At 66.1% G+C, this 20263-nt stretch carries 22 protein-coding genes; 2 read left to right on the plus strand and 20 right to left on the minus strand.

Annotation, left to right across the window (positions count from 1 at the left end; translation table 11 throughout):
• Positions 1-21 precede the first annotated feature (21 nt).
• On the minus strand, positions 22-993 hold the full coding sequence (locus ACFWVD_RS14430) for a helix-turn-helix transcriptional regulator (protein WP_379242734.1): 972 nt from the start codon (positions 991-993) through the stop codon (positions 22-24).
• Between the two features lie 63 nt (positions 994-1056).
• On the opposite strand from ACFWVD_RS14430, the gene ACFWVD_RS14435 reads away from it, so the two are divergent.
• A complete protein-coding gene (locus tag ACFWVD_RS14435) occupies positions 1057-1545 on the plus strand; it encodes a nuclear transport factor 2 family protein (protein ID WP_379242736.1) in 489 nt (162 codons plus the stop codon).
• Here ACFWVD_RS14435 and ACFWVD_RS14440 read toward each other — a convergent pair.
• The 7 genes from ACFWVD_RS14440 to ACFWVD_RS14470 all read right to left on the minus strand — a co-directional run bounded on the left by ACFWVD_RS14440 (position 1488) and on the right by ACFWVD_RS14470 (position 10244).
• Entirely contained in the window at positions 1488-2099 is a 612-nt protein-coding gene (locus ACFWVD_RS14440; protein ID WP_379242738.1) for a class I SAM-dependent methyltransferase, read from the minus strand. The genes ACFWVD_RS14435 and ACFWVD_RS14440 overlap by 58 nt on opposite strands.
• 28 nt (positions 2100-2127) lie before the next feature.
• Positions 2128-3198 carry a metallophosphoesterase gene (locus ACFWVD_RS14445; RefSeq protein WP_379242740.1) on the minus strand — a complete coding sequence of 357 codons (1071 nt, stop codon included), beginning with the start codon at positions 3196-3198 and terminating at the stop codon, positions 2128-2130.
• Between the two features lie 183 nt (positions 3199-3381).
• Positions 3382-4098, minus strand: coding sequence for an HAD family hydrolase (locus tag ACFWVD_RS14450; RefSeq protein ID WP_379242742.1), 717 nt, complete (start codon positions 4096-4098; stop codon positions 3382-3384).
• Positions 4095-6422, minus strand: coding sequence for a glycoside hydrolase family 65 protein (locus ACFWVD_RS14455; RefSeq protein ID WP_379242744.1), 2328 nt, complete (start codon positions 6420-6422; stop codon positions 4095-4097). The genes ACFWVD_RS14450 and ACFWVD_RS14455 overlap by 4 nt, the downstream gene beginning before the upstream one ends.
• Complete coding sequence (locus ACFWVD_RS14460; RefSeq protein WP_379242746.1) at positions 6419-7429, minus strand: carbohydrate kinase family protein; 1011 nt, start codon at positions 7427-7429, stop codon at positions 6419-6421. Before ACFWVD_RS14460 ends, ACFWVD_RS14455 begins: the two co-directional genes overlap by 4 nt.
• 36 nt (positions 7430-7465) lie before the next feature.
• Positions 7466-8938: a sugar porter family MFS transporter gene (locus ACFWVD_RS14465; RefSeq protein ID WP_379242748.1), complete on the minus strand. Its 1473-nt coding sequence runs from the start codon at positions 8936-8938 to the stop codon at positions 7466-7468.
• A 130-nt stretch (positions 8939-9068) separates the two neighbouring features.
• Positions 9069-10244, minus strand: a complete 1176-nt coding sequence (locus ACFWVD_RS14470) for an ROK family protein (protein ID WP_379242750.1) — start codon at positions 10242-10244, stop codon at positions 9069-9071.
• A gap of 145 nt (positions 10245-10389) precedes the next feature.
• On the opposite strand from ACFWVD_RS14470, the gene ppk2 reads away from it, so the two are divergent.
• Positions 10390-11301: a polyphosphate kinase 2 gene (ppk2, locus tag ACFWVD_RS14475; protein WP_379243311.1), complete on the plus strand. Its 912-nt coding sequence runs from the start codon at positions 10390-10392 to the stop codon at positions 11299-11301.
• 5 nt (positions 11302-11306) lie between these two features.
• Here the strand turns inward: ppk2 and ACFWVD_RS14480 are convergent, their stop codons facing one another.
• From ACFWVD_RS14480 to ACFWVD_RS14535, 12 genes are all read right to left on the minus strand, one after another.
• Positions 11307-12044: a hypothetical protein gene (locus ACFWVD_RS14480; protein WP_379242752.1), complete on the minus strand. Its 738-nt coding sequence runs from the start codon at positions 12042-12044 to the stop codon at positions 11307-11309.
• A 101-nt stretch (positions 12045-12145) separates the two neighbouring features.
• Entirely contained in the window at positions 12146-12352 is a 207-nt protein-coding gene (locus ACFWVD_RS14485) for a GNAT family N-acetyltransferase (protein ID WP_379242754.1), read from the minus strand.
• A gap of 8 nt (positions 12353-12360) precedes the next feature.
• The gene (locus ACFWVD_RS14490) at positions 12361-13233 is read right to left on the minus strand and encodes a sigma-70 family RNA polymerase sigma factor (RefSeq protein ID WP_379242756.1); all 873 of its coding nucleotides are present in this window, start codon (positions 13231-13233) and stop codon (positions 12361-12363) included.
• Entirely contained in the window at positions 13230-13622 is a 393-nt protein-coding gene (locus tag ACFWVD_RS14495; protein WP_379242758.1) for a VOC family protein, read from the minus strand. The genes ACFWVD_RS14490 and ACFWVD_RS14495 overlap by 4 nt, the downstream gene beginning before the upstream one ends.
• 109 nt (positions 13623-13731) lie before the next feature.
• Positions 13732-13929 carry a hypothetical protein gene (locus tag ACFWVD_RS14500; protein ID WP_379242760.1) on the minus strand — a complete coding sequence of 66 codons (198 nt, stop codon included), beginning with the start codon at positions 13927-13929 and terminating at the stop codon, positions 13732-13734.
• 41 nt (positions 13930-13970) lie between these two features.
• Positions 13971-15206 carry an MFS transporter gene (locus tag ACFWVD_RS14505; RefSeq protein WP_379242762.1) on the minus strand — a complete coding sequence of 412 codons (1236 nt, stop codon included), beginning with the start codon at positions 15204-15206 and terminating at the stop codon, positions 13971-13973.
• A 90-nt stretch (positions 15207-15296) separates the two neighbouring features.
• Positions 15297-15575: a hypothetical protein gene (locus ACFWVD_RS14510; RefSeq protein ID WP_379242764.1), complete on the minus strand. Its 279-nt coding sequence runs from the start codon at positions 15573-15575 to the stop codon at positions 15297-15299.
• Positions 15575-15877, minus strand: coding sequence for a hypothetical protein (locus tag ACFWVD_RS14515; protein ID WP_379242766.1), 303 nt, complete (start codon positions 15875-15877; stop codon positions 15575-15577). The genes ACFWVD_RS14510 and ACFWVD_RS14515 overlap by 1 nt, the downstream gene beginning before the upstream one ends.
• A 69-nt stretch (positions 15878-15946) precedes the next feature.
• Positions 15947-17608: a GMC oxidoreductase gene (locus ACFWVD_RS14520; protein ID WP_379242768.1), complete on the minus strand. Its 1662-nt coding sequence runs from the start codon at positions 17606-17608 to the stop codon at positions 15947-15949.
• Complete coding sequence (locus tag ACFWVD_RS14525; RefSeq protein WP_379242770.1) at positions 17605-19050, minus strand: flavin-containing monooxygenase; 1446 nt, start codon at positions 19048-19050, stop codon at positions 17605-17607. Before ACFWVD_RS14525 ends, ACFWVD_RS14520 begins: the two co-directional genes overlap by 4 nt.
• A gap of 16 nt (positions 19051-19066) precedes the next feature.
• On the minus strand, positions 19067-19705 hold the full coding sequence (locus ACFWVD_RS14530; RefSeq protein WP_379242772.1) for a TetR/AcrR family transcriptional regulator: 639 nt from the start codon (positions 19703-19705) through the stop codon (positions 19067-19069).
• A complete protein-coding gene (locus tag ACFWVD_RS14535) occupies positions 19702-20172 on the minus strand; it encodes a DUF4334 domain-containing protein (RefSeq protein ID WP_379242774.1) in 471 nt (156 codons plus the stop codon). The genes ACFWVD_RS14530 and ACFWVD_RS14535 overlap by 4 nt, the downstream gene beginning before the upstream one ends.
• Positions 20173-20263: the final 91 nt, after the last annotated feature.

The following is a 20263-nucleotide window of genomic DNA, read 5'->3' on the forward strand; positions in this document are numbered from 1 at the left end:
TAGCAGCGGACCCGGCAGCTGTTACTCATAGATCCGATACATCGCTCGCAGCGTTCGGGTGATTTCCGTCCGAAGTTCTTCGGGCGCGACAACTTCGACATCTGCACCGAACTTCAGCAGTTCGGGTACGGCCGTTTCGACCGACTCGATCGGCAGCTCGACCTCAGTCCAACCCGCGGCATCCGGTCCCACAGCTGTGCGCTGGGCGGCCGCGACCATGGCGGGCTCGAGTAGACCCGGCAACCGCTCGATACCGCGGCGAGACAGGCGCAGGGTGGCGGTGTCACGGTGGCGGCGCTGGTCGAATCGGATCAGGTAGTCGTTCCAGTGGGCGGCCAGGTCGAAACCTTCGGATCGGTCGAAAGACTCGGCGAGAACTTTCACCTCGAGGATGCGGGAGATCCGGTAGGTGCGCAACCGTCCCTGATTGCGGGCTACGAGATACCAGACGCCGGCCTTGAGGACCAGTCCGTGCGGCTCGACGATGCGGGTGATCTCCCGCGGTACCGCCCAGCGCAGGTAGTGGATCCGCACGCATTGCTGATTCCAGGTGGCGTCGGCGATCGGTGACAGATGGGGTGTGTGGTCGGCGTCGCTGTACCAGGTCGACGAGTCGAGGTGGAACCGATCGGCGCTGCGGCGCGCACGATCGCGCACGTCGGCGGGCAACGCGGCCTCGATCTTGAGCTGTGCGGTGGTCGCTTGGGCAGCTAGACCCAACTGGGCGGCGGCCTTGGGCAGCCCCGTGAGAAACAGCGCCTCGGCCTCAGTGGCGGTGAGACCGGTCAGTCGGGTCCGATAACCGTCTAGAAGGCGGTAACCGCCTTCATGTCCGGGTTCTCCGTACACCGGGACTCCCGCGATGCCCAGCGATTCCACATCCCGGTAGATCGTGCGGACCGAGACCTCGAGGGTGTCTGCCAGTTCCTGAGCGGTCATCCGCTCTCGGGCTTGCAGCAGTAACAGCAGGGTCACCAGACGAGCCGCGCGCATACGGCGATTCTGTCAAAGTTCACTGACAGAAGATGTCAGTGCAGCTTGCTTACAGTTTCGACTATGACCTCTACACCAGACTCGGACGCCCGCGCTGTCGTGACCGAATTTCTCCACCGGCTGGCACAGGCAGAGCCGAACCGGATCGCCGAGCTGTTCGCGGAAAATGTCGACTGGCAACTCGATTGGCCCGATGCGGGGCATCCCGCGGTGCCCTGGATCCGACAGCGGTCGACTCGCGCGGACGTCGCCGACCATTTCAGGGCACTGCACGACTTCCACGTTCCCGGCCAGGGTGGCGGGACAATCACCAAAATCCTGGTCGACGGTCCGGACGCCGTCGTGCTCGGCGAGATCAATCAGACGGTGAGGGCAACCGGCAAGAAATACACCGCCCGGTGCGCACTGCACTTCACCGTCGAAAGCGGTGTGATCACCCGCTACCACGTCTACGAAGACAGCCTCACCGTCGCGCAAGCATTTGCCGAAACCAGTCAGCGGGCAACCCCAAGTGACAACGCCGCCAACGCTTTCGGGGCTCCCGGCAGGTAGAACCGGTCCAGTTCGGTGAACTCGAAGCCCGCGTCGCCGATCAGCGCGGCGATGTCGCGGTTGAGGTGGCAGCCACCGGCGACGCGCTGCTGGATCGGGTTGAGGCGGTGCTGCCAGGTCTGCACCCATTCGTCGGGTGCGAGACCGTGTTCCACGAAATGCAGGGTGCCGCCCGGTTTGAGCACCCGGCGGATCTCGGCGAGCGCGGCCGACACGTCGGGGATGGTGCACAGGGTGAAGGTGGACAGCGCCGTGTCGAAGGTGTTGTCGGGAAACGGCAGCGACTGACCGTCCAGGCCTGCCTGTTCGATCGGAATCGGGCTGGCCGCAACACGTTTGGCGGCGATATCCCACGCCACCGACGCAGGCTCGACCCCGCTGACCTTGTCGACCGCGGCGGGATAGAACCCGATGTTGTTGCCCGAACCGAACCCGATCTCGACAACGTGCCCGTGTAATCCGGCGCAGGTGCGCTCGCGCAGTGGCCCGTTCTGGGCGGTCCCGCAGACTTTGTCGACGAGGTGCGGCAGGATCCGGTCGGTGTAGAAACCCATGTTCCGATCATCCCCTGTCGGCGGCGTTTCAGCCCAGTCGTCGGTCGAAAACCTCGGTGCTCGCGCCGGTGGCCGGATCGACGGTGACCACTTTCAGGTTCGCCGAGTTCGCGGTCAGGTCCATGACCATGAACCCCAGTTCGTTCTGTGTCTCGAACAGCGCGGCGTTAGGACCGGTGCGCGGGTGCCCACTGGACGTTTTGCCTGCCGCGCCGGACACGATCTGGCGGGTGCCCACGGTGGCCGGGGTGGGTTCCAGCACCTGCAGGGTGTGGTCGTGGCCCGACAGCAGGAACGACACCTTGCCCAGGACATGGTCTTCGAAGAAGCGTTTGGCGTGCACGCCGTTGATCGGTTCGATGGGCAGGCCCTCGTAGTTGCCCGCGTTGCCGTGTGGGCCGTTGCTCAGGTAGGGCTGGTGGGTGCAGGCGATCTTCCACTGCGCGGTGGATTCGGCCAGCGCGGTGTCCAGCCAGGCGCGTTGCTGGTTCATGTACGGCCCGTCCACCGCCCAGTACGGGTCCAGGAACGGCGGGATGTAGGCGGCGAGGGGGTTGATGTCCAGGACGAAGAACTCCACGACCGGGTTCTGTTCGGGCACGCGCAGCGAGTAGTAGCGGCTGGGCATCCACCAGCGCTGCGATTTCGCGTGGTAGGCCACTTCGTGGTTGCCGCGCGCGAGCCAGCCGCCGTCGCCGGGGAAGATCGCGCTGGTGTCGTGGTTGCCCAGCACCATGGCCCACGGGAAGTCCAGGCCCGCGTTGGGGTTCTCGAATTTGGTGGCGAACTGTTCGTCGTCGGGACCGTCGGGGCCGGTCTCGTAGATGTTGTCGCCCAGGCCTACCGCGAGCGAAAACGGTTGGCGCGCATGGTATTCGCGTGCCGCGTCGGCTACAGCCCACTGGGTGCGACTGCCGGTGCCGGCATCACCGGTGACCAGCACGCGCACGTTACGCCCACGTGCAGGCGCGAACTTGGGCACCTCGGCGGGTACCGCGGACGCGGGGGTCAGGCCCACCAGCGACAGGCCCGCCACAACACCGGCCGCACCGGCCAGCACTTCGCGACGGCCGATTCCGGACGAGAACTGATCGGGCATGGCCACCTTCTGGCTGGGAGCTGTTGGACAATCGCGACGCAGCCTAGACGTTCCTCGACGGTGACAACGCGAATCGTGCGATCCGAATCTAGCGGTGTCGGCCGTCGTCGACGTGAACACCCGGCGAACTTGGACGATTGTTCAGTTGGACGGTCGGTGCGACCCTACCGCGCCCGTGCACCCTCACACCAACAATTCCCCCAGGTCGGCCACCACCTCGTCCGCCCCGGCGTCACGCAACGCCGTCACCCCGGTCCCCCGATCCACGCCGACCACCCAGAACCCACCCCGATGCCCCGCCTGCACCCCCGACACCGCGTCCTCGATCACTACCGTGCGCGCGGGTTCCACACCCAAAGTCGTTGCCGCGGACAGGAACATGTCCGGTGCGGGCTTGCCCGCCAGGTGTTCACGCCCGGCCACCACCCCGTCGACCACCACCAGGAACCGGTCGAGCAGGCCGGCGGTTTCCAGCACCAGTACCGCGTTGCGGGAGCTGGACACCACCGCCATCGGAATCCCCGCCGCGCCCACCGCGTCGACCACTCGCAGCGACCCCGCGAACACTTCGACACCGTCGCTTTCGATGATGTCGGTGAACCGCACGTTCTTCCGGTTGCCCAGCCCGTGCACGGTCGCGGCCTCGGGCGGGTCGTCCAATGCCCCGTCGGGCAGGCGCACCCCGCGCGAGTCCAGCACGCACCGCACTCCCGCCGCCCGCTCCTTCCCGTCCACCAGGGCGAAATAGTCGGCGTCGGTATAGGGCGCGGCGGCGGGAGCCACGGTGGGCAGGAACTCGGTGAACAGCGCCGACCACGCCCGTCGATGCACCGCCGCGGTGTCGGTGAGCACCCCGTCGAGGTCGAAAAGCACTGCCTGCGAAGCCAAGACGCGGGTCACGTAGCCGCGACCTCGACGGGAACGCCGGGTGCCAGTGTCACCGGGCGACCCCAGACCATGATCTGTTCTGCGGGTCCTTCCCCGACCAACTCGAACCGCGCGTCACCGTGTCCCAGATCCGCGCGCACCGTGCGTCCACGCCAGTGCACCGAGAACCGCAACCGTTCCCAGGAGGACGGCAACGCGGGCGAGAAATGCAACCCGTCCACCGACGCCCGGAATCCACCGAAACCGTGCGTGGCGACCTGCCAGGTCCCCGCCGCCGACGCGATGTGAATGCCTTCTTCGGTATTGCCCTGATTGTCGTCGAGATCCACGAACGCCGACCGTCCGAAATACCGTTCCGCGGTGCGCGAGTCCCCCACCTGCAATCCGACGATGGCGTGGATCGACGGGCTCAGCGAGGATTTGTGCACCGTGCGCTGCTCATAGAACTCGTAATTGTCCCGCCGGGTGGCCAGGGAGTATTCGTCGGGCAGCAAATGCATCAGCATCACCACGTCGGGTTGTTTGAGCAGTGAGGTGGTTTCGCAGTTGAAATGGTTGTAGCCGGCCGGATACAGCGGCATGTCGTTGTCGTCCCATTCCACGATGGGCACGACCGTGCGCTCGAAATAGCCGTCGAACTGTTCGATGACCCCGCAGTCGGGATCCACCGGTGCCCGCAGTCGGTCCGCGGCGGCCAGCCAACCCGGCGGTTCGCCCGGATCCAGCCCGATCGACGCCATCAGGGCATCCAGCTGATCCGGCCGTTCCCGTGACATCCGGTCGAATACCGCCGCTGCCTGCAGCAGATGCCAGTGCACCAGTTTGTTGGTGAAGGCGTTGTTGTCGACGTGGGAGTGGAATTCGTCGGGCCCCATCACCGTCCGGATGACCAGCGAATCGCCGTCTTCCACGCACCGCTGCACCCAGAATCGGGCACCTTCGAACAGGATCTCCGCGCCTTCGCCGAACAGGTAATCGTCGTCGCCGGTGACTTCGGCGTAGCGCATGATCGCGTAGGCGATATCGGCGGTGACGTGCAGTTCTTCTTCGCGCGTATAGAAACGGTCTTTCCCGTCGGGGGTGAATTGCGGGCATTCCTCGCGGCCGGTGTCCGCGGATTCCCACGGAAAGCGCGCACCGCCGGTCCCGTTGTCGGCGGCGACTTCGCGCGCACCGGGCAGCGTGTGGTGCCGGTACCCCAGCAACGCGCGAGCCGCGCGCGGCTGGGTGAACAGGAAGAACGGCAGCAGCATCACCTCGGTGTCCCAGAACACATGCCCCCGATACCCTTCGCCCGACAGCGATTTCGCGCCGATGCTCACGGTCGGGTCGTCGGGGTCCGCGGCGATGAGCAGGTGGTAGATCGCGAACCGCAACGCCTGCGTCACCCGATCATTGCCGACCACTTCGCAATCGGCATCGGCCCACACCAGATCCCACGCCGCCCGGTTCGCCGCCGCCGCATCGTCGAAGGTGCCCGCGCGCACCACCGTGTCCACGGCGCGTTCGCGCACCGGTTCCACGGCCTGATAGTCGCGACTGGTGGCGATCCCGACCAGCTTGTCCACCCGCACCGATTCGCCTGCACCACAATCGAATTGCCACTGCGAGGAGATGGCGTCGTGGCGGCACCGTTGTTGCTGCCGCCCGCCGTCGGCGGTGCAGGTGAAGGCGTAGGCGAGGTCGATGCCGCTGTCGATGGTGCGGCTTGCGATCACCCCGATCTCCCCGTCGAACCCCGCACCGGCCGATACCAAATGCGTGGACTTGGCCCACTTGTCCCATTTGCGTTCGTATCCGAACGAGGTCTGCTCACGATAGGTCGGCAGCCGTTCCAGATTGCGCCGGTTCGCGTCGACCCCGGTACGCACCGTCACCGCACCTGCCCGATCCAGACAGCTCACCTCGATCCGCAGACAACACAGATCACGGTCAGCGGTACTGGCGAACCGCTGCGTGCGCAACCGAACCCGCGCACCGTCGGGTAGCGCGAACACGGTGTCGCGGTGCAGAACTCCGCACCGCAAGTCCAGTTCGCGCCGGTGTTCGACCACGCGCACCGTCTCGGTGTCCAACCGCACACCGTCGACGAAGACTTCACTGTCCAGCCAGTCCGGTGCGTTCACCAGATCAATCACCGGCGAGTCATACGCGTCGTACACACCGGCGATGAACGTGCCCGACAACGCCCCGGTGTGCCGTTCCTCGAGCGACCCTCGTGTGCCCAGACGACCGTTGCCGACGGTGAAGATCGTCTCGAAGTAGTTGGCGCGCTGCGGATTCCACCCGTTCTCGACCACGGACCAGGTCGTGTCGGTCTGCGCCGGCGCGTTCACTGCCCCACCGCCTCGGCGCCGTACGCCTCCCGCAACTGCTGGTTGGTTTCCAGCAGCGACCGATAGACCGACAGGTCCTTGCCCGAACATCGTTGCGCCCCCATCGCATTGCCGTACCGGGCGGCGGTGACGAAATCGCCCGCGGCCAGGTACCCGAAGGCCATCCCGGAGGCGAACGAGTCACCGCAACCGGTGGTGTCGATGACGTTCTCCACGTGGATGCGGGGCACGATCTCCTCCCGTAACTCCCCGTCGGGGTCGAGAAAATACATCGCGCAGCCTTCCTCGTCGAGGGTCACACACACCGCCTTCACCCCGCGGCGCAAACAGTGCAGGGCGAACTCGGGCAACTGCTCTTTGGGCAGCGGTTTGCCGAATTCGTCGGGGTCACCGCCCGGCGGCGGGAACCAGGCCCGGCCCGCCTCCTCCAGGTTCATCTTCATGATGTCGATGGTGGGCAGCCACGCGTCGCGGTCGATCCACAGCCTGCTCACCCGGTACCCGGCGGCGGTCAGCGCGACGGTGGGGCCGTGACAGTCCAGCAGGATCAGGCCGTCGCTGTTGGCCCGAATGTAGGCAAGGGTGGGTTGGGCGACTTCGTAGTCGGTGATCGGCACGCACACGAAAGCGTCGGAGTCCAAAGCGAATTCGACGTCGGCGGGCGAGATCGGGTGCATGAAACCGGTTTGGCGTTCGTCACGGAAATTCTGGTCACGAAACGTCAGTTCCACGACGTCGCCGCGGTCGCTGCCCGCGCGAATGCCGGTGAGGTCGACATTGCTGAACCGCGACAGTTGTTCGGTGATGGGGCCCAGATCGCGTTCGCGCACGTGCACGATCGGCCGCACCACATCGTCGGGGCCCAGCAGCGAGGCCAGTGCGGCCACGGTGTAGAGCGCGCACCCGTACTTGTCGATGACCTCGCCGCGGTGCGTGACGACGTGGTCGAGCGGAATGGGACCCAGAACAGCGATTTTGAGACCGGAAGAGGGCACAGAAGCAGACATGGTGGAGCTCCGAGACTGGTGAAGCGGGAGAGATGGTCAGGCGGTGGTGGCGGGACGGTCGAAACCGGCGGCTTCGTCCATGTCTTCCAAAGTCATGCCCTTGGTCTCGGGCACGAACTTGGCCACGAACGCCAACGACAGCAGTGCGAACACCGCGTACATGCCGTAGGCGAAGCCCAGCGAGAAGGTCTTCAGGCTGGGGAACGACACGGTGATCGCCCAGTTGGCCGCCCACTGCCCGGCCGCGGCCAGCGACAGCGCCGCGCCACGGATCCGGTTGGGGAACATCTCGCCCAGCAGCACCCACACCACCGGGCCCCAGCTCATGCCGAAGAACACCACGAACAGGTTCGCCGCGACCAACGCGATCGGACCCCACGCACCGTTGAGATGCGGTTCCAGCACACCCTCGGCGTTGGCGACCTGGTCGGCGGCACCGAAGCAGATGGCCATGGTGGCCAAGGTGATGGTCATGCCGATCGAGCCGACCAGCAGCAGCGGCCTGCGCCCGACCTTGTCGATGAGCATGATCGCCACGATCGTGGTGGCGATATTGACCACCGAGGTGAACACGCTGATCTGGAACGACTGCGATTCCTCGAAGCCCACGGCCTCCCACAGCACGTTCGAGTAGTAGAAGATCACGTTGATGCCCACGGCCTGCTGGAACACCGACAGCATCAAACCCACCCAGACCACCGGGTACAGGCCGCCGCCGGGACGACGCAGGTCCTTCCACGACGGCTTGGTGTCGCTTTTGAGGCTGTCTTCGATGCGGTGGATGGTGATCTCGAGGTTCTTCTCACCGAACAGCATCGACAGCACGCGCCGCGCCTCGGGGATCTTGTGCGTGGCCACCAGGTAGCGCGGCGACTCCGGGATCGTGGACGCCAGCACCCCGTACACCACGGCCGGGATGGCCATCGACAGGAACATCCAGCGCCAGGCTTCCAGCCCGAACCACAGCGTTTCGCTCGCACCGCCGGCCAGTTCGGCCAGCAGGTAGTCCACCAGCAGGGCCAAGAAGATACCGAGCACGATGGCCAATTGCTGCAGCGAGCCCAGGCGACCGCGGATGCGCGCGGGCGAGGTTTCGGCGATGTAGGCGGGCGCGATCACCGAGGCGACGCCGACACCGATGCCGCCGATGATGCGACCCAGCACCAGCGTCCACACGTCGGGGGCAAACGCGGTCACGATCGCGCTGAGGAAGAACAGGACCGCGGCGATCTTCATCACCTTGAGCCTGCCGATGCGGTCGGCGATGCGACCCGCGGTCATCGCGCCCGCCGCGGCACCCAGCAGCGCCGAGGCGACAGCGAAGCCCAGCACCGCGTCGGCGACGTCGAATTCGGTTTGGATCGCCGAGACCGCGCCGTTGATCACGGCACTGTCGAAGCCGAACAACAACCCGCCCAGCGCCGCGACGGACGCGATCAGCACGACGCGGTTACTGGAACCCTCGCCGTCTGGAAGGGCGGATTTGTCCAAGGAGACTCCATCGTGCATCGGCCTCGTCCTCTCCACGGCGGGCATCATTGCCTCGCAAGCAACAATGTGAATCAGATCACAGTGTGCCCCGAATTGCGTGACACATGCAGGAATTCGCGCAATCGAGCCCAAATCGCCATATTGCCGTTCAGGACATGAACACCGAGCGGTCTGCATCGGCGATCGCCCGCGCTATCGCACCCAGCAAATGGGTCTGTGGGCCCAGCAGTGCGGGTCGGATGCGCAACGCGGCGGCGGCCGAGGGCACGCCGCACCGGTCGACCACCTGTTGGATCGACGGGATCAGGATCTGGGCGGCCTGCGCGAGTTCGCCGCCCAGCACGAGCAGTTCGGGGTTGAGGATGCTGCACAGCCCCGCCACCGCAGCCCCGACCTGCCTGCCGACATCGTCGAGCACCCGCACGAACGCCCGATCACCGGCGATCGCGCGACGCACGACCTCCTCGATGCTCAACTCCCCCTCGGTCGGAGCCAGTAGCGACACCACGTACCGCGCCGACACCAGCGTTTCCAGACACCCCCGGTTACCGCACCGGCACACCGCCCCGAATTCGTCGACGGTGGTGTGCCCGATCTCGCCTGCTGTGCCCGCGACCCCCGCATACAGGCGTCCGCCCACGATCAGCCCCGCGCCCACACCTTCGGACAGTTTCAGATAGACCATGTCGGTCGTGCCGGTCCCGGCGCCCCACTGATGCTCTGCCAGGGCGCCCAGGTTCGCGTCGTTGTCCACGATCACGCGCGTCGGCAGGCCCAATGCGGTGGTGGCCAAACTGCTGGCGTCGATGCCGACCCAGCCGGGCAGGATCGACGGTGAACCCACGCGGCCGGTGGTGCGGTCGATGGGTGCGGGCAGGCCCATGGCGGCACCGACCAGCTCCGCGCGTTCGATGCCCGCGTCGACCAGCGTCTTGTCCAGCAGTCGCGCGGCATGGTCCATCGACTGTGCCGCCGACAGGCCGACAGGCAGTTCGGTGCGGGTCTGCGCGACCACCTGGTGCGCCAGGTCGCTGATACCGACCGTGACGTGACGGTGCCCGTGATCGACCCCGACAACGAACCCCGTCCCACCGGTCAGTCGCACGGAATTGCGTTTGCCACTGCGCTTTTCGATGCGAAGACTGCCCGCGCCCGCGAGATCGCGCACGATGTTGGAGATCGTGGCGGGGGCCAAACCGGTCGCCCTGGCCAGATCGGCCTGGGTCGCCTGACCCTGCTTGCGCAGCTCTTCGACTACCCGGGCCCGGTTCTGGTCCCGCAGCGCCGTCGGCGACCCCGGCCGGCCTTCGACGCGCCCGCTCATCGGGAACCGCGCTCGGGATAGATCGCCGTACGGAACATCTTTCGATTGTGCACCCGCGCCGCGTGCGGCCGGGCACCGTGCGTTCATCTCGGTGTCACGCACACCCTTTAACGTCCCAACGATGACCGATGTCCAGACGAGTCCGATGCCCCGTGACGTCAGCGAGGTCGCCGATCTCGCCGATGTGGTGAACCTGGCCGACACCACCGGATTCACCGTCGACGACAGCGACGACGACGACCCGATCCTGCTCACCGCGCCCGGCGGGCTGGTCGTGGACACCTGGCGCGAGGGCTACCCGTACGACGAGCGGCTGTCGCGCCTGGAATACGACCTGGACAAACGGCTGTTGCAGATCGAACTGCTGAAACTGCAGAACTGGGTCAAGGCCACCGGTCGGCGCATCGTGATCGTGTTCGAAGGGCGCGACGCCGCGGGCAAGGGCGGCACCATCAAACGGTTCATGGAACACCTGAATCCGCGCGGCGCGCGAGTGGTCGCGTTGGAGAAGCCGTCCGCGCGCGAATCGACCCAGTGGTACTTCCAACGGTATGTCCAGCACCTGCCCGCCGCGGGCGAGATCGTGCTGTTCGACCGTTCCTGGTACAACCGGGCGGGGGTCGAGCGGGTGATGAATTTCTGTACGCCCGAACAACATCGGCGGTTTCTGTCGCAGGTGCCGTTGTTCGAGCAGATGCTGGTCGACGACGGCATCGACCTGATCAAATTCTGGTTCTCGGTGTCGCCGCTGGAGCAGCGCACCCGGTTCGCGATCCGTCAGGTCGACCCGGTGCGGCACTGGAAACTGTCGCCGATGGACCTCGCGTCGCTGGACAAATGGGATTCCTACACCGCGGCCAAAGAGGAGAACTTCGAGCACACCGACACCGACCAGGCACCGTGGATCGTGGTCAAGAGCAACGACAAGAAACGCGCGCGGCTGAACGCGATGCGGCATGTGCTGAGCGGGTTCGAGTACGACAACAAAGATGTCGAGATCGTCGGCACCGCGGACCCGCTGATCGTGGGACGCGGGCGCGACGTCATCGGGTCGTGAAAACGCTAGCGAGTCAACGCGACTCGGTGCGCTTCGTGCATCAGCGTGATGAGCTCGTCGCGTTCTGACTCGTCGAGGACGTCGAAGCAGGGCGCGATCAGCTCGTCGGTCACCTTCTCCGCGGCTTCCCACCGCGTGCGCACGTCGTCGGTCACCGACTCGAACGGTTCGGTCCAACCCAGGAACTTCGCGTGACCGGGCCCGTCGTGGATCGGTGCGCCCGCGACCAAGATCGCCTGCAACGGGGTGAGCCCGTTGGCCAACACAGCCACCAGATGCAAGCCACCACGCAGTTCGCGCAGCACATGCGTCAACTGCAGCACCGCGGCCCGCCCGTCGGTGGGCACCGGCAGCGCCCGCCACCCGGCGAACAACGGCAACCCGGCCGACGGCGCGGCATCCACCACCCGCTGCAGCAGTGCGGCCAGCCGATCAGCGTGCTCGAACCCGGCGAGCTTGCGCTGCCCGAATTCCCGACACGCCACCATGTACCCCGTCGCCGCCTCGGCAGCGGGCATCGACACCGATTCCCAAGCGGCACGCACACATTCGGGCTCGAAGAACCCGAACGCCGCGGTCACCACATCGGCATCCACATCACCGAGCACCCCACCACGCCCCCGCATGTACGACCCGTGAAACCCCGCCACCCCGGTCGTCTCCCCGAACGCCCTGACCTCACGCGAGATCATGAACGCCCCACCGAGTTCGAGCACCTGCTGCTTAACCGCCGCTGCCGTCATTGGCCTGCCACCTTCCGCTGTTAGTTCACTCCAGGCAGACTTTATCGCCCAATAGTCAGATGCGACAGCCCTTCGCGACCGAAATCCCGGCGCCGCAGCGACTACGGTGCTTGCATCAGGGTCAGCATCGACCTCTTCCGCACAGTGAAACCCAACGTCTCGTACAAACTGATCGCCGAGGTGTTGTGCGCGATCGCATGCAGAAACGGCGTCTCTCCCCGCGCCCGAATCCCACGACCACCGACACCGGTTGCGTTCATGATGATTCCGACGCCTCCGGCTCGATCACGTCCAAACCGCCGCACCATCAGGTCCCTTACGGGACGGGTACATCGATCGCGTTCAGGATCGCAGGGTCGATGATGATGTGGATCGTAGTGATTCGCCCGGCGGTCACCGTGAAAGTGATGATCGAGAGGGGATGGCCGTCCGGTTGCCACGACATCTGGCCCGGAATGCCGTTGACCAGCACGGGTCGATGGCGGGCAACCTCACCGGAGAACATTCGGGCGCCGGTGGCGACCTCGGTGGCTCCCAGGGTGATGACCCTGCCACCGGCCGTGTCGACAGTGAGCTTCACATTCGGGTCGAGGACGCGGAGCAACGCTTCGAAGTCGCCGTTGCGTGCGGCGGCACCGAACGCGTCGACGACCTCGCGGTGCTCGCGGTCGCGACCGGTCGGCCGGCGCACAGTATGGACCTTGTGGCGGGCTCGACTGGCGATCATCTTCGTGGCGTCGGCGGATTTGCCGAGGACGTGGCCGATGTCGACGAACGGGACCGCGAACATGTCGTGCAGCACGAACGCCAGGCGCTCACTCGGGGTGAGCGAATCGAGAACGACGAGCAACGCGAGACCGATCGAGTCGGCCAGCGCCACTTGCTCGTCCGGCGCGGGCTCGTCGTCGGGAGTCACGATCAGAGGTGCTAGTTCGGGCCCATAGACCGTTTCGGGGCGCGCCCGACGGGAGCGCAGCAGGTCGAGACTGATTCGGCCGACGACGGTGGTGAGCCAACCCGCCAGATTGCCGATGGCAGCCGTGTCTTGGCCGACCAGGCGCAACCATGCTTCTTGGACCACATCCTCAGCGTCGGCGTGCGAGCCGAGCACTCGGTAGGCAACCGCGTGCAGTCGACCGCGCTGGGCTTCGAACGCGTCGGTCACCGAACCCGGCGGGTGGGTGGTCATGATGTGCGCTGCTGGCGGAGCGAGATCCGGTTGCCGTCGGGATCGACCGCTTCGGCGCGCACCCCGAACGGATAGTCCTGCGGTTCGGACTCCTCGAAGACGACACCGCGCTGTCGCATCACCTCGAAATCCTTTCGTAGATCATCGGATTCGAGGATGAGCGGTCCTGGCGCGGCCTGTTCGCCCCCGCCTGCGGGCTTTCCCGCGGCCGTCGCGTCCGACCACAGAATGACCTGCATCTCGCTGCCGGGCGCACCGACGGTGAGAAAACGCCCGTCGGGACCCGCGAAGTCGATCCGCTTCTCCAGCCCGAGCCCGTCGGTATAGAACGCCAGCGCGCGGTCTTGATCGGTGACGTACACAGTCACATACATGATGTCGGTCAGCATCGAAGTTCTCCACTTCAGTCATTGAGGCGACGACCCGTGCGAATCAGGTCGTCACAGCTATGACGCGCGCCGAGGTGGAAAGGTAACACCGACGCGAGGGGATCTGGCCTCAGCGCTCGCCGGGGTCTGACTCGGTGGGTTCAGGGGTTCCGCGGCGTCGGTCCCGCAACACCAGCACCGCCGCCGCGATCGCCCAGATCACCGCGAACGCCACCGCACGCATCAGACTCCAGTTGACCAACAGCATCACGATGGCCACGCCGCCGAAAATCGTCAACAGGCGGGATGTACTCGTCTGACCTTTCATCGCCCGATCATCCCACGGGCCGACCACCCGCCGCGCCGCGGTCAACCGGCCGCGACCTCGTCGTGAATGCGCGGACGGCGAGCGGACCAGGCCAGCGCGGGCACGATCAACAACGCGATCCCCGCACCCAGGAAGGCCAGCCCCGGGTAGTCGGAGAAGGCCACGATGACCCCGGACCCGAGCCCGCCGCCGGCACCAGCGATGGCGATCCCCACGTCGACGGTGCCCTGCGTGCGAGCACGAGTGGCGACCGGTGTCGCGTCCGCGATCATCGTGGTGCCCGCGACCAACCCCAGGTTCCAGCCGACTCCGAGCAGTCCGAGCGCCACCGCCAGCGCCCCCACCGAGCTCGGCGGGGCCAGCGCCGCGGCCAATCCGGCGGCCACCAGCGTGGCCGCGGCCGCCACCGCGACCCGCCCCGCCCCGAACCGGTCCACCAGCATCCCCGACAGCAACGACGGCAGATACATCCCCGCCACGTGCACCGCGATCACGAATCCCGCCGCGCCGACGCCGTGCCCGTGATGCTGCATGTGGATCGGTGTCATGGTCATGATCGCGGCCATGACCAACTGGGTCACCACCATCACCGTCGTCCCGGCCACGATCGGTGCCGACCACCGCGGCGTCGCTGTCGTGTCGACAACGTCGTCGGCGGGCTTCTCGGCGATCGCCTTGGCGAGCACGAGCGGATCCGGGCGCAACAACACCCACAACACCAGTCCGGCCAGCAGATACGCCACTCCCGACAGCACGAACGGCCCTGACAAACTCGGAATGCCCCACCGCACAGCAAGATCCGACATCGGCGTGGTCAGGTTCGGGCCGACCACCGCACCCACTGTCGTGGCGACCAGCACCGTGCTGATCGCGCGCGCCCGATGCGCGGGTCGGGCCAGATCAGCACCGGCGTAGCGCGCTTGCAGACTGGTCGCGGTGCCCGCCCCGTAGACGACCATCGACGCGAACAACAGCAGCAGACTCCCGGTCACCGCGCCCGCCACCACCCCGAAACTGCCCAGCGCACCGGTCAGATACCCGAACGTCAGCCCCGCCCGCCGCCCGGCTCGCTGCGAAATCCTGCCCACCGCGACCGCCGCCCCCGCGGACCCCACCGTGAACATCGCCGCGGGCAACCCCGCCCACCCGGTGGACCCGAGCATGTCCTGCGCCAGCAGCGCCCCGACCGTGATACCCGCGGCAAGCCCCGCCCCACTGAAGATCTGCGCCGCGACCAACACGGCCAACGTGCGCCGTTGCGCGGGATGCTCGCTCATGAGAATCAACAGTGCGGCATAGGTGGACGCCGGTCCAGCTGATGGGCACAGAAAGGTCCAGCTAGCGCGAACCGGCCTGGTTCAGCGCCGCTAGCGCACGAAAGCCCCGAGTTTGATAGTCACCCCGGACTCGGCATCCTCGATCGACGTGATCGGCCACATCCGTCCGGGCAGCATCGTCCCCGCGGCCGTCGCGTACCCGACCACGTCCAAGGCCGAACCCCCGTTGTTGTCGTGCACGATCCCCGCCTCGGTGCGCACGCCGTCGGAGAACACCACATCGAAATCGTCCGCCATCCGATCGGCGTGCACCACCACGCCGGGAAACAGATGCGAATAGCCCACGGTGATCAGCGCGGGTTCGGCCATCAGTGCCCACACGGATCGGTCAGGTGCAGCCCCTCGCCGACCTTGATCCGGCGATGCTCGGCGAGCACGATCCCCACCCCGAGCAGCAGGCACACCCCGCTGACGATCCCGGCGATCACCGCCCACCCGACAAATCCGGAACCGGCGGCGGTCAACGTGGCCGCGACCATCACGATGCCGATGCCCACGAGCAACAGCCCCGGCCAATTGAGGGAATCCTGGACCAGCTCCCCCGCGTGCGAACGCGTCGTGCGCTCGGTATCGGGGAACTTGTGTTGATGCGGATCATGGTAGGTAGTCATGGAACGCGTCCTTCCGTCGAAGGTCCTCCCCATCCGGCGCGTACCCCGCAATCACCGTGGCAAACAGCCTCAGCTCGGCAAACGCAGGGCGCCGGGCGCGGAAGCGGGGACGGCGGGCCGAACCGGGACGACCGGATTGATCCGCCGGTAGGTGGAACCGAGGTCGGGTCGCGGATCCGGCTCGCCCTTGTTCGGCCAGAACGCCATCGCACGCTCGGCCTGCGCGGTGATGGTCAGCGACGGATTCACCCCGAGATTGGCGGTGATCGCGCTGCCGTCGGCGATGTGCAGGCCGGGGTAGCCGTAGACGCGCTGGTACGGGTCGATCACGCCGGTGTCGCGGGAGTCGCCAATGGTGCACCCGCCGATGTAGTGCGCGGTGGCGGGGATGTTGAAGATGTCGGTGGCGATATTGCCGGTGTCGCCGTCGCATTCCGCCGCGTACCGGCGCGCGATGTCATGACCCAGTGGAATCCAGTCCGGGTTCGCCTGCCCGCTTCCCTGCGCGGTCACCAGCCTGCCGCGCTTCAACGACGACGTCAGCGAGTTGTCCAGCGACTGCATCACCAACAGGATCACCGACCGCTCCGACGCCCGGTGCGCGTTCTGTGAGCGTGCGAACTTCAGCGGATGCAACAGCATCGTCAGCAGCAACCGCAGGAATCGGAACGCACCGCCGTCGACCATCGGCACCGTCTGCACGAACAGCGCGTTCTGCCCCTTGCCGTACGTGCACACCTCCACATGGGTCTGCGGCTCCGGATGAAACGACGACGTGATCGCCACGCCCTGTGCGAAATCGGTGCGCGACTTGCTCTGCACGCCGATGATCGCCTCGGAGTTACTGCGGGTGAGCTGCCCGACTCGCGGCGACAGCTCGGGCAGGGTGCCGTCAGCGCGCAACCGGTGCAGCAGTTTCTGTGTGCCCAGCGCCGCTGCTGAGAAGACCACCTGCTCGGCGGTGAACGTGCGCCGCTGTCTGCGCAACCAGCCGTTGGACTGCACCGTGTCCACGCGATAACCACCGTTACCGTCGGGTGCCACCGACGTGACCGTGGTCAACGAATGCACTTGCGCGCCATTGGTTTCGGCCAGATGCAGGTAGTTCAGGGTGGTGGTGTTCTTAGCACTGTGTTTGCAGCCGGTGAAGCACTCCGAGCAGTGGATGCAGCCGGCTCGGCGTGGTCCCGCACCACCGAAGTACGGGTCATCGACCTCGACGCCTTCGGATCCTTCGTTGAAGAACACGCCGACCTGGGTGCGATGAAAGGTATCGGCCACCTGCATATCGCGCGCAATCTGCAGCAGCACTTCGTCTTTCGGCCCGAGCTGTGGGTTCTCCACCACGCCCAACATGCGCTTGGCCTGGTCGTAATACGGGGCCAGCTCGGACTTCCAGTCGGTGATGTGCGCCCACGCCCGGTCGCGATAGAACTCCGGCAGCGGTTCGTACAGGGTGTTGCCGTAGATCAGCGAACCGCCACCGACACCCGCACCGCTGAACACCAGGCACTTGCCCAGCGCGCTGATCCGCTGCGGACCGGTCAGACCCAGCCGTGGTGCCCAGATGGACTTGGCAATGTTCCAGTTCGTCTTCGGATAGTCGTCGACGTTCCAGCGTCGCCCCGATTCGAGAACTCCTACGCGATAACCCTTTTCGGTCAGACGCAGCGCGGTCACGCTGCCGCCGAAACCGGAGCCGACGACGATCGCGTCGTAGTCATATGTCACGGGACCACCTCATAATCGGCGGGGTCGAACCGCGCCTGCTGCTTGTACTGGATTCCCAGCAGCGGCCAGTTGGTCGTGATCCGGCCGTCCGCCTGGCGGTACCACGACGAGCACTTGCTCCACACACTGTCGGCCAGCCGCGCTTGAACACGTTCGTCGTAGGCCCGCTCGACCTCGGGCCGCACCGTCAACGGCCGACCCGCCTGCGCGAGATGTTCGACATACCGGGCCAGGTAGGCGGCCTGCGCTTCGAGGAAGAAGATGATCGAACCGCCGCCGCTGTTGGTGTTGGGGCCGTACATCACCAGCAGGTTCGGGAACCGGGGCACGGTCATGCCGAAGTAGGCGCGCGCGCCGTCGCGCCATTCCTCGGCCAGCGGGTGCCCGCCCGTGCCGGTGATCGTCATCGGGGCCAGGAACTCGGTGGTCGCGAAACCGGTCCCCCAGATGATCACGTCGACCTCGTGGTCACGTCCGTCGACCGTGCGCACACCCGTCGGGGTGATCTCGGCGATTCCCGCGGTGGTGACCTCGACGTTGGGTTCGGTCAGCGCGGGAAGGTAGTTGTCGGAGAACAGGATTCGCTTGCACCCCACCGGATAGTCCGGCCACACCTTCTCGAACAGGCCCGGCGCGTTCTTGGTCTGCCTGCGCATGTGCCACTTCGACACCGCCTTGATCGCCGCGGCCAGCGGTTTCGCGTATACCCACGCGACGCTGAGCCCTTCGACCACGCCGTACCAGGTGCCACGCTCGGCGAGTTCGGTCACCGGCAGCTTCTCGAACATGCGCTGATGGCGCGGCGAGAACTCGCGGTCCATGCGCGGGATGATGTAGGGCGCGCTGCGCTGGAACACCGTCAGCTTCTCGACGTGCGGTTGGATCTCCGGCACGAACTGGATGGCGCTCGCTCCCGTGCCGATCACCGCGACTCGTTTGCCCGTCAGGTCTACCTCGTGGTCCCACTCCGCGGAGTGAAAACTCTTACCGCCGAAGGTCTCCCGGCCCTCGATCGCCGGAATGACCGGTCGCGAGAGTTGACCGACCGCCGACACCAGCACATCGACCACCACCGACTCGCCCGTGCTCACACGAACTGTCCACTTCCCGGTCACCTCGTCGAACGCGGCGCTCACGACCTCGGTGCCGAAACGGATGTGGCGGGCGACGTCGTACTTTTCGGCGACCTGCCTGATGTAGTCCAGAATCGCGGGCTGCCGCGAATAACGGTGCGGCCAGCGCGGATTCGGCTCGAAGGAGTACGAGTAGAACGGCGACGGCACATCGCAGGCAGCACCGGGATAGGTGTTCTCCCGCCACACACCGCCGACCTCGTCGGCCTTCTCGAACACGACGATATCGTCGAAGCCGCGCTTCTTCAGTTCGATCACGGCCGCGAGGCCGCCGAACCCGCTGCCGATCACTGCAATGGACGGGGTCATGAGTCCAGATAAGCAGTTACGACGTACGTTTTTCCGATTTCTGCCCATTCTGCACCGCGGACAGGCCGCTCCAACACAGCGCGACCACGGTCTCGACCGCGTCCTCCTTCGGAATCGGACGACCCGCGTCGAGCCACTGCCTGGCCGCGTTGTGGCTGGCGCCGACCACCCCGAACGCGCACGTGTACGCGCGAACGTCATCCATGCCCGCCGCACGCAACTGCGCACTGACCAGCACCGCGCATTCACTCATCGCTTTGCGCACCCGCCACCGCACAGTCGGTTCGCTGGGCACGGGCGATTCGAAGACCAGGGTGTGCCCGCCGGCGTCCTCGTCGACGAAGTCGAAGTAGGCCAGCACGGCGCGGCGGACCTTGTCCTCTTGCCCGCTGGCGTCGGCCAGCGCATCGCGGATGCCGTCGACCATCCGGTCCAGATAGCCTTGCAGCACAGCCAAATACAGGTCGAGCTTGCTCGCGTAGTGCGTGTACAGCACGGGTTTGCTCATGCCGGCCCGGTCACTGATGTCGTCCATGCTCGCACCGTGATAGCCCTGGACCACGAAGACCGCGCGCGCGGCACTCAACGCGGTGAGTCGTCGTTGGGTTCGGGTCGGTGTCTCGGTGTCGGTGAGGTCGTTGTAGGTCAGTGTCATGACGCGACCCGTTCCAGCAGGAAATAGAAGTACTCGCCGTGCGCGAGCACCAGGTCGGGGCGCCCGTTCGTGATGCCCATCAGGGTGCAGTCGTCGAGCCACTTGAAGTGGTCGAAGACCGCGCGACCGTCGTAGACCATGGTCGCGGTGACCTCGCCGCGGAACTCGATGTTCCACAGGGTCGCCTCACCCTGTCCGAGTTCGATATTCGAGAACAGGGTGCCGTCGTCGCGTCGACAGATCAGTGGCTGCGCGTCGTCGAGGGCGAGGAAGTTCTTGCCGTACCAGCCGCTGGCGGGCAGCGCGCCGCACAGGGGGTGCCCGGTTTGGAAGGCGTCACCACGCCATTGCCCGAGGATGTCCTCCGCGCGAGCTGGGCGTAGCCGGGTCCACAGTTGGTCCAGATCAGCGGTCGCGACGTCGCGCTGCTCGCGCAGCTGCTGCCACCGTGGTTTGTCCGCGCTCATCCAGCCCTCATCTCACAAATTCCAGAACTGTTCAGTTCCGCATTCGACCATAGTTCCGAACGTGTTGGTCGACTACTTCTGCGGGCAGCCT

Source organism: Nocardia sp. NPDC058666 (assembly GCF_042714895.1).
In the GTDB taxonomy this organism is placed as follows: Bacteria; Actinomycetota; Actinomycetes; order Mycobacteriales; family Mycobacteriaceae; genus Nocardia.

What these genes read in the sequence shown, in the direction of transcription:
- ACFWVD_RS14440 (WP_379242738.1), bottom strand. Translation starts at nt 2,099, where the DNA reads ATGGGTTTCTACACCGACCGGATCCTGCCGCACCTCGTCGACAAAGTC.
- ACFWVD_RS14500 (WP_379242760.1), bottom strand. Translation starts at nt 13,929, where the DNA reads ATGAAAGGTCAGACGAGTACATCCCGCCTGTTGACGATTTTCGGCGGC.
- ACFWVD_RS14535 (WP_379242774.1), bottom strand. Translation starts at nt 20,172, where the DNA reads ATGAGCGCGGACAAACCACGGTGGCAGCAGCTGCGCGAGCAGCGCGAC.
- ACFWVD_RS14480 (WP_379242752.1), bottom strand. Translation starts at nt 12,044, where the DNA reads ATGACGGCAGCGGCGGTTAAGCAGCAGGTGCTCGAACTCGGTGGGGCG.
- ACFWVD_RS14515 (WP_379242766.1), bottom strand. Translation starts at nt 15,877, where the DNA reads ATGACTACCTACCATGATCCGCATCAACACAAGTTCCCCGATACCGAG.
- ACFWVD_RS14495 (WP_379242758.1), bottom strand. Translation starts at nt 13,622, where the DNA reads ATGCTGACCGACATCATGTATGTGACTGTGTACGTCACCGATCAAGAC.
- ACFWVD_RS14485 (WP_379242754.1), bottom strand. Translation starts at nt 12,352, where the DNA reads ATGGTGCGGCGGTTTGGACGTGATCGAGCCGGAGGCGTCGGAATCATC.
- ACFWVD_RS14460 (WP_379242746.1), bottom strand. Translation starts at nt 7,429, where the DNA reads ATGTCTGCTTCTGTGCCCTCTTCCGGTCTCAAAATCGCTGTTCTGGGT.
- ACFWVD_RS14470 (WP_379242750.1), bottom strand. Translation starts at nt 10,244, where the DNA reads ATGAGCGGGCGCGTCGAAGGCCGGCCGGGGTCGCCGACGGCGCTGCGG.
- ACFWVD_RS14430 (WP_379242734.1), bottom strand. Translation starts at nt 993, where the DNA reads ATGCGCGCGGCTCGTCTGGTGACCCTGCTGTTACTGCTGCAAGCCCGA.
- ACFWVD_RS14490 (WP_379242756.1), bottom strand. Translation starts at nt 13,233, where the DNA reads ATGACCACCCACCCGCCGGGTTCGGTGACCGACGCGTTCGAAGCCCAG.
- ACFWVD_RS14465 (WP_379242748.1), bottom strand. Translation starts at nt 8,938, where the DNA reads ATGCACGATGGAGTCTCCTTGGACAAATCCGCCCTTCCAGACGGCGAG.
- ACFWVD_RS14510 (WP_379242764.1), bottom strand. Translation starts at nt 15,575, where the DNA reads ATGGCCGAACCCGCGCTGATCACCGTGGGCTATTCGCATCTGTTTCCC.
- ppk2 (WP_379243311.1), top strand. Translation starts at nt 10,390, where the DNA reads ATGCCCCGTGACGTCAGCGAGGTCGCCGATCTCGCCGATGTGGTGAAC.
- ACFWVD_RS14525 (WP_379242770.1), bottom strand. Translation starts at nt 19,050, where the DNA reads ATGACCCCGTCCATTGCAGTGATCGGCAGCGGGTTCGGCGGCCTCGCG.
- ACFWVD_RS14445 (WP_379242740.1), bottom strand. Translation starts at nt 3,198, where the DNA reads ATGCCCGATCAGTTCTCGTCCGGAATCGGCCGTCGCGAAGTGCTGGCC.
- ACFWVD_RS14530 (WP_379242772.1), bottom strand. Translation starts at nt 19,705, where the DNA reads ATGACACTGACCTACAACGACCTCACCGACACCGAGACACCGACCCGA.
- ACFWVD_RS14505 (WP_379242762.1), bottom strand. Translation starts at nt 15,206, where the DNA reads ATGAGCGAGCATCCCGCGCAACGGCGCACGTTGGCCGTGTTGGTCGCG.
- ACFWVD_RS14435 (WP_379242736.1), top strand. Translation starts at nt 1,057, where the DNA reads ATGACCTCTACACCAGACTCGGACGCCCGCGCTGTCGTGACCGAATTT.